Genomic DNA, 4,517 nt, shown 5'->3' with positions numbered 1-4,517 from the left:
GGGGCGTACGGTGGGGGTGCGGAGTGGTGGAGGAGGGCTGTCGGTCCTATCCCCTAATGTGGCTTTTGTCGTCCACGGCGTCCACGTACTTGGGGAGAGCGAAGCGATGGAGTCCACCGTCGTCCGGTGTGCCGAAGGGCATGTGTTCAGCACTTCGACGTTCCCGATGCAGAATCTTGGGGCCAGGCGTATCGGCCCGGGGCGGCTGCTGCGATGTCCGCAGTGCGGGCGGCTCCGGAGCGCGGTTCCCGTAGCGGCGCAGAAGCGCTGAGGGTGTGACGGGGCGGGGCCGGTCCGATTGGGCCGGCCCCGCCCCGTGCGCGTAGTCTCGCCCCGTGCTTCTCTCAGACAAGGACATCCGGGCCGAGGTCGACACCGGTCGGGTACGGATCGAGCCGTACGATCCGGCGATGGTGCAGCCGTCCAGTATCGATGTGCGGCTGGACCGGTACTTCCGGGTGTTCGAGAATCACCGCTATCCGCACATCGACCCCGCCGTCGAGCAGGCCGATCTGACGCGGCTGATCGAAACCGAGGGGGACGAGCCGTTCATTCTGCACCCCGGGGAGTTCGTGCTCGCCTCCACGTACGAGGTGGTGACGCTGCCCGAGGACGTCGCCTCGCGGCTGGAGGGGAAGAGCTCGCTCGGGCGGCTCGGGCTGCTGACGCACTCCACCGCCGGGTTCATCGACCCCGGCTTCTCCGGGCATGTGACGCTGGAGCTGTCGAACGTGGCGACGCTGCCGATGAAGCTGTGGCCGGGGATGAAGATCGGGCAGCTGTGTATGTTCCGGCTGACGTCGCCCGCCGAGCACCCGTACGGCTCCGCCCGGTGCGGCTCCCGCTACCAGGGGCAGCGCGGGCCCACGCCCTCCCGCTCCTTCGTCAACTTCCACCGGACCCAGGTGTGAGGGACGCGGTGAGCGAGGAACGGGAGAACCTGACCTACCCCCTCTTCGGGCAGGCCGTCCGCGAGCTGGCGCAGAGTGTCGCCGACGACGGGTACGAGCCGGACATCATCCTGTCCATCGCGCGCGGCGGCCTCTTCGTCGCCGGCGGGCTCGGCTACGCCCTCGACGTCAAGAACCTGCACGTGATGAATGTGGAGTTCTACACGGGCGTCGGGGAGACCCTCGACATGCCCGTCATGCTGCCGCCCGTGCCCAACGTCGTCGACCTGAGCCGGCGGAAGGTGCTCATCGCCGACGACGTCGCCGACACCGGGAAGACGCTCAAGCTCGTCCAGGAGTTCTGCGCCGAGCACGTGGACGAGGCGCGCAGCGCCGTCATCTACGAGAAGCCGCACTCCCTGGTGGCGTGCGACTACGTGTGGAAGCGCACCGATCAGTGGATCAACTTCCCGTGGTCCGTCGAGCCGCCCGTCGTCCGGCGGGACGGGCAGGTCAGCGGGTTGTGAAGGCGCTGATCGCCCTCGCCAGCTCCGCCGGGTTCTCCTCCGGGATCCAGTGCGCCGTCCCCGGCACCCGCAGCACCGTGACGTCCTCGGCGACCTCCCGTGCCATGTCGCCGATCACCTCGCCCGTCGTACTCGTCATACCGCCCACCGCCAGCACCGGGACCGTCAGCTTCCCGTTCCGCTCCAGCGCGGCGCGGTTGTCCGCGGCGTCCTGGTCGAAGGCGCGGTAGACCTCGAACCCGGCGCGCATCGCGCCCGGCGCCGAGTACGCCGTGACGTACACCTCGAAGTCCTCCGGGGGCACCGCCGAGGGGTCCGCGATGCGCGCGTTGAAGAACGCCTGCAGGTAGGCGCGTTCGCGCCCGGCCACCAGGAGCTCCGCGATGTCCCGGGCGCCGGGCCCGTGGAAGGCGAAGTGCCAGACGCGCGGGTCGGCGCGCAGCCGGTCGAAGACCGCCGTGCCCGGCAGCGGCGCGTCCGCCAGGACCAGGTGCGCGACCTCGTCGCGGTACGCCTGGGCGTACGCGTACGCCACCATCAGGCCGATGTCGTGGCCGACCAGGGTGACCGGCTCCGTCACGCCCAGGTGCTCGCGCAGCAGGGTGCGGATGTCGCCCGCCATGGTGCGCTTGTCGTAGCCGCCCGCCGGGCGCCAGGAGTCACCCGCGCCCCGGTAGTCCGGGGCGACGACGCGGAAGCCCTCCGCCACCAGGCGGGGGATCACGTGGTGCCACTCCCACCATGTCTGGGGGAAGCCGTGCAGCAGCACGGCGGTGCGCGGGCCCTCGCCCGCCGTGACGTAGTGCAGCCGCAGGCCCGGTTCGATGTCCGCCATGCCATGTTCCATACGGATCACCGTACGTCTGTGCGGTGCGCGGGGCCTCCCCCCTCCCCTACTTGTCGGTAAGTACCGCTGGTAACAGCAGGTGACCGCTGAGCGGGCGCACCTCATGGCACAGGCACGTGTGAGATCCGGGATCGGCGACCGCAAGACCGTGATGCGGGACGCGGGACGCCGGTTACGCGGACGGCGGCCCCGGAGGGTTGCGGGCCCGCCCGAACAGCGTTGGACGTAGCTGCGGACACGCACCGGAAAGAGTGCAAATCGCCCTTTCCATCACCGCAATGCCGCAGCGCTTCACTCGTTCGCCACGTCGAGTGAGCCGTGCGGACTCGTTGACGCAGGCGTGACCGAACGCCTCGCTCAGTACGACCAGTTCCCCAGCCCCTGGACCGCCCCGCCGCCCGGAGACCCGGTGGCGGGGCAGCACTGGGATCTTGAGAGCGAGCTCACCCGTCTGCTCCAGGAGGCCGCCGCCCAGCACCAGCCGTCGGCGGGGCCGTCCCCGGGGGTGTATCAGCAGCAGGCGCCGTACGAGGGCTACACGGCGCCGTACGAGCAGCAGCAGGAGTCCTACGAGGGCTACGTTTACGAGGGCTACGCCTACGAGGGCTACGCGGCCTCCGCGGCGCCGTACGAAGCGTATGAGCCGTACGGGCAGTACGAGCCGTACGGGCAGTACGACGCGGGTTACGACGCGGACGGTCCGGACGGGGACGGCGACCCCGCCCTCGGTCTCGACCGCGACAGCGACCGCGACAGCGACCGCGACGCCGACGCAGAGTTCGACGGCCCCGAGCCACCCGTACGCCCCCGGCGCGTGCGGCACCGCAAGCGCCGTGCGGGCGCGCGTGCGCTGGCGAGGCTCCGGGCACGTGCCGCAGCCGGGAGCGGGTCGGGCACCCGGCGGCACCGTCCGGTGCGGGAACTGGTGCGGATGTGTGTGGCGTTCGCGCTCACCGCCACCACGTTCGTGATCTTCCTGACCGTCAGCGTGCTGAGCGGTGCGGTCACCAGCGGGCCGCTGCGCACGGTGGCGGCGCCGGTCGTCGGCGACTTCTCCCCGTGGTGGCCGCTGCTGGTGCAGGGGCCGTGGCTGGCCGCCGTGCTGTCCATCCTGCGGGTGCGCAGCGTGCGCCGGTGGAACGCGCTGGTCGCCTGGACCGTGCTGCTGCTGTTCTCGGCTGTGACGATCAGCCTGTACCTCACCCAGGTGCCGCGGAACCCCACCGGCGTCATCATCGGGGCGCTGCCGCCGGTCGCCGCGCTCGCCTGTCTGCGGCTGCTCACCCCGCATCTGGCGCCCGAGCGCCACCGGCAGGCCCGGCACGCCAAGCTGGGCCCCAGGCCGCCCTACCGCGGCGAGAGCTGAACGCCTACAGCGTGCCCAGCTTGATCAGGGCGAGCAGCGCGAGCAGCTGGATGGCGGAGGCGCCCAGCGCCTTCGGCCAGGGCAGGTCGTGCGACCGGCTCACCATCGAGGTGAACAGATAGCCCGCGGCGATCCACGTCAGCCAGCCGATGATCTGCACCAGGGACGCGGTGCCGCCCATGAACATGGCGAAGAACAGCCGCGGCGCGTCCGTCAGCGACATGATCAGCATGGCCAGGCCCACGGTCGGCGCCCATGTGCCGTCCCCGCCGAACTGCCGGGCCAGGGTGTGGGTGACCGACCCCAGGATCAGGCCCGCGATCACCACGGCGACGCCGGTCATGATGACGTACGGGATCGCGCTGGAGATCGTGGTGTTGATCGCCTCGTCGCGCGCCTGGTCCAGCCCGAAGACCGCCAGCAGGCCGTAGAGGAACGTGACGATCAGCGCGGGGCCCCACATGGGGTAGTCCCGCATCTGCATGAAGGTGGCGCCGGGGCGGGTGACGATGCCGCGCAGCAGGTCCTTCCAGCGCAGCCGGGGGCCGGACGGCGGGGGCGGGGTGTTGCCTGCGGCGTAGGTGCTGCCGTCGCCGTACGGGTCCTGGCCGTACGGGTCCTGGCCGTAGGGATCCTGGCCGTACGGGTCCGGGACGCTGAACTGCTGGGTGTGGCCGGGGTTGTTGGCGTACGGGTCGGGCTGGCCGCCGAAGTACTCCGGCTCGCCGGGCGCGGCGCCGTACGGGGGCCGGCCCGGGGCGCCGCCGCCGTACGGCGGGCCCTGGGGAGCCCCGGCGCCTGGACCCGGTCTGCCGGGACCGCCGGGAGCCGGGCCGCCGGGACCTGCGCCGTACGGGCCGGGGCCCTGGGCCGGGGTGGGCCAGCCC

At 71.6% G+C, this 4,517-nt stretch carries 5 protein-coding genes; 3 read left to right on the top strand and 2 right to left on the bottom strand.

What is annotated here, in order from left to right; all coding sequences use genetic code 11:
* Nucleotides 1-335 precede the first annotated feature (335 nt).
* Nucleotides 336-911 (top strand): dCTP deaminase, encoded by a 576-nt coding sequence (gene dcd, locus G5C65_RS31735; RefSeq protein WP_165302496.1) that lies wholly within the window; start codon nt 336-338, stop codon nt 909-911.
* An 8-nt stretch (nt 912-919) separates the two neighbouring features.
* Complete coding sequence (locus tag G5C65_RS31730; protein ID WP_165302495.1) at nt 920-1,417, top strand: phosphoribosyltransferase family protein; 498 nt, start codon at nt 920-922, stop codon at nt 1,415-1,417.
* Here the strand turns inward: G5C65_RS31730 and G5C65_RS31725 are convergent.
* Complete coding sequence (locus tag G5C65_RS31725) at nt 1,404-2,264, bottom strand: alpha/beta fold hydrolase (RefSeq protein ID WP_165302494.1); 861 nt, start codon at nt 2,262-2,264, stop codon at nt 1,404-1,406. The two genes, G5C65_RS31730 and G5C65_RS31725, sit on opposite strands and share 14 nt — an antisense overlap.
* A gap of 340 nt (nt 2,265-2,604) precedes the next feature.
* Between G5C65_RS31725 and G5C65_RS31720 the strand changes: the two genes are divergently transcribed.
* Entirely contained in the window at nt 2,605-3,630 is a 1,026-nt protein-coding gene (locus G5C65_RS31720; RefSeq protein ID WP_165302493.1) for a DUF2637 domain-containing protein, read from the top strand.
* A gap of 4 nt (nt 3,631-3,634) precedes the next feature.
* Here the strand turns inward: G5C65_RS31720 and G5C65_RS31715 are convergent.
* Nucleotides 3,635-4,517: Yip1 family protein (locus G5C65_RS31715; protein ID WP_165302492.1), on the bottom strand; the 883-nt coding region annotated here is incomplete at its 5' end.

The sequence above is a fragment of the Streptomyces boncukensis genome, from assembly GCF_011045075.1.
Taxonomy (GTDB): Bacteria; Actinomycetota; Actinomycetes; order Streptomycetales; family Streptomycetaceae; genus Streptomyces; species Streptomyces boncukensis.
This window is presented reverse-complemented; position numbering and strand designations above follow the sequence as displayed.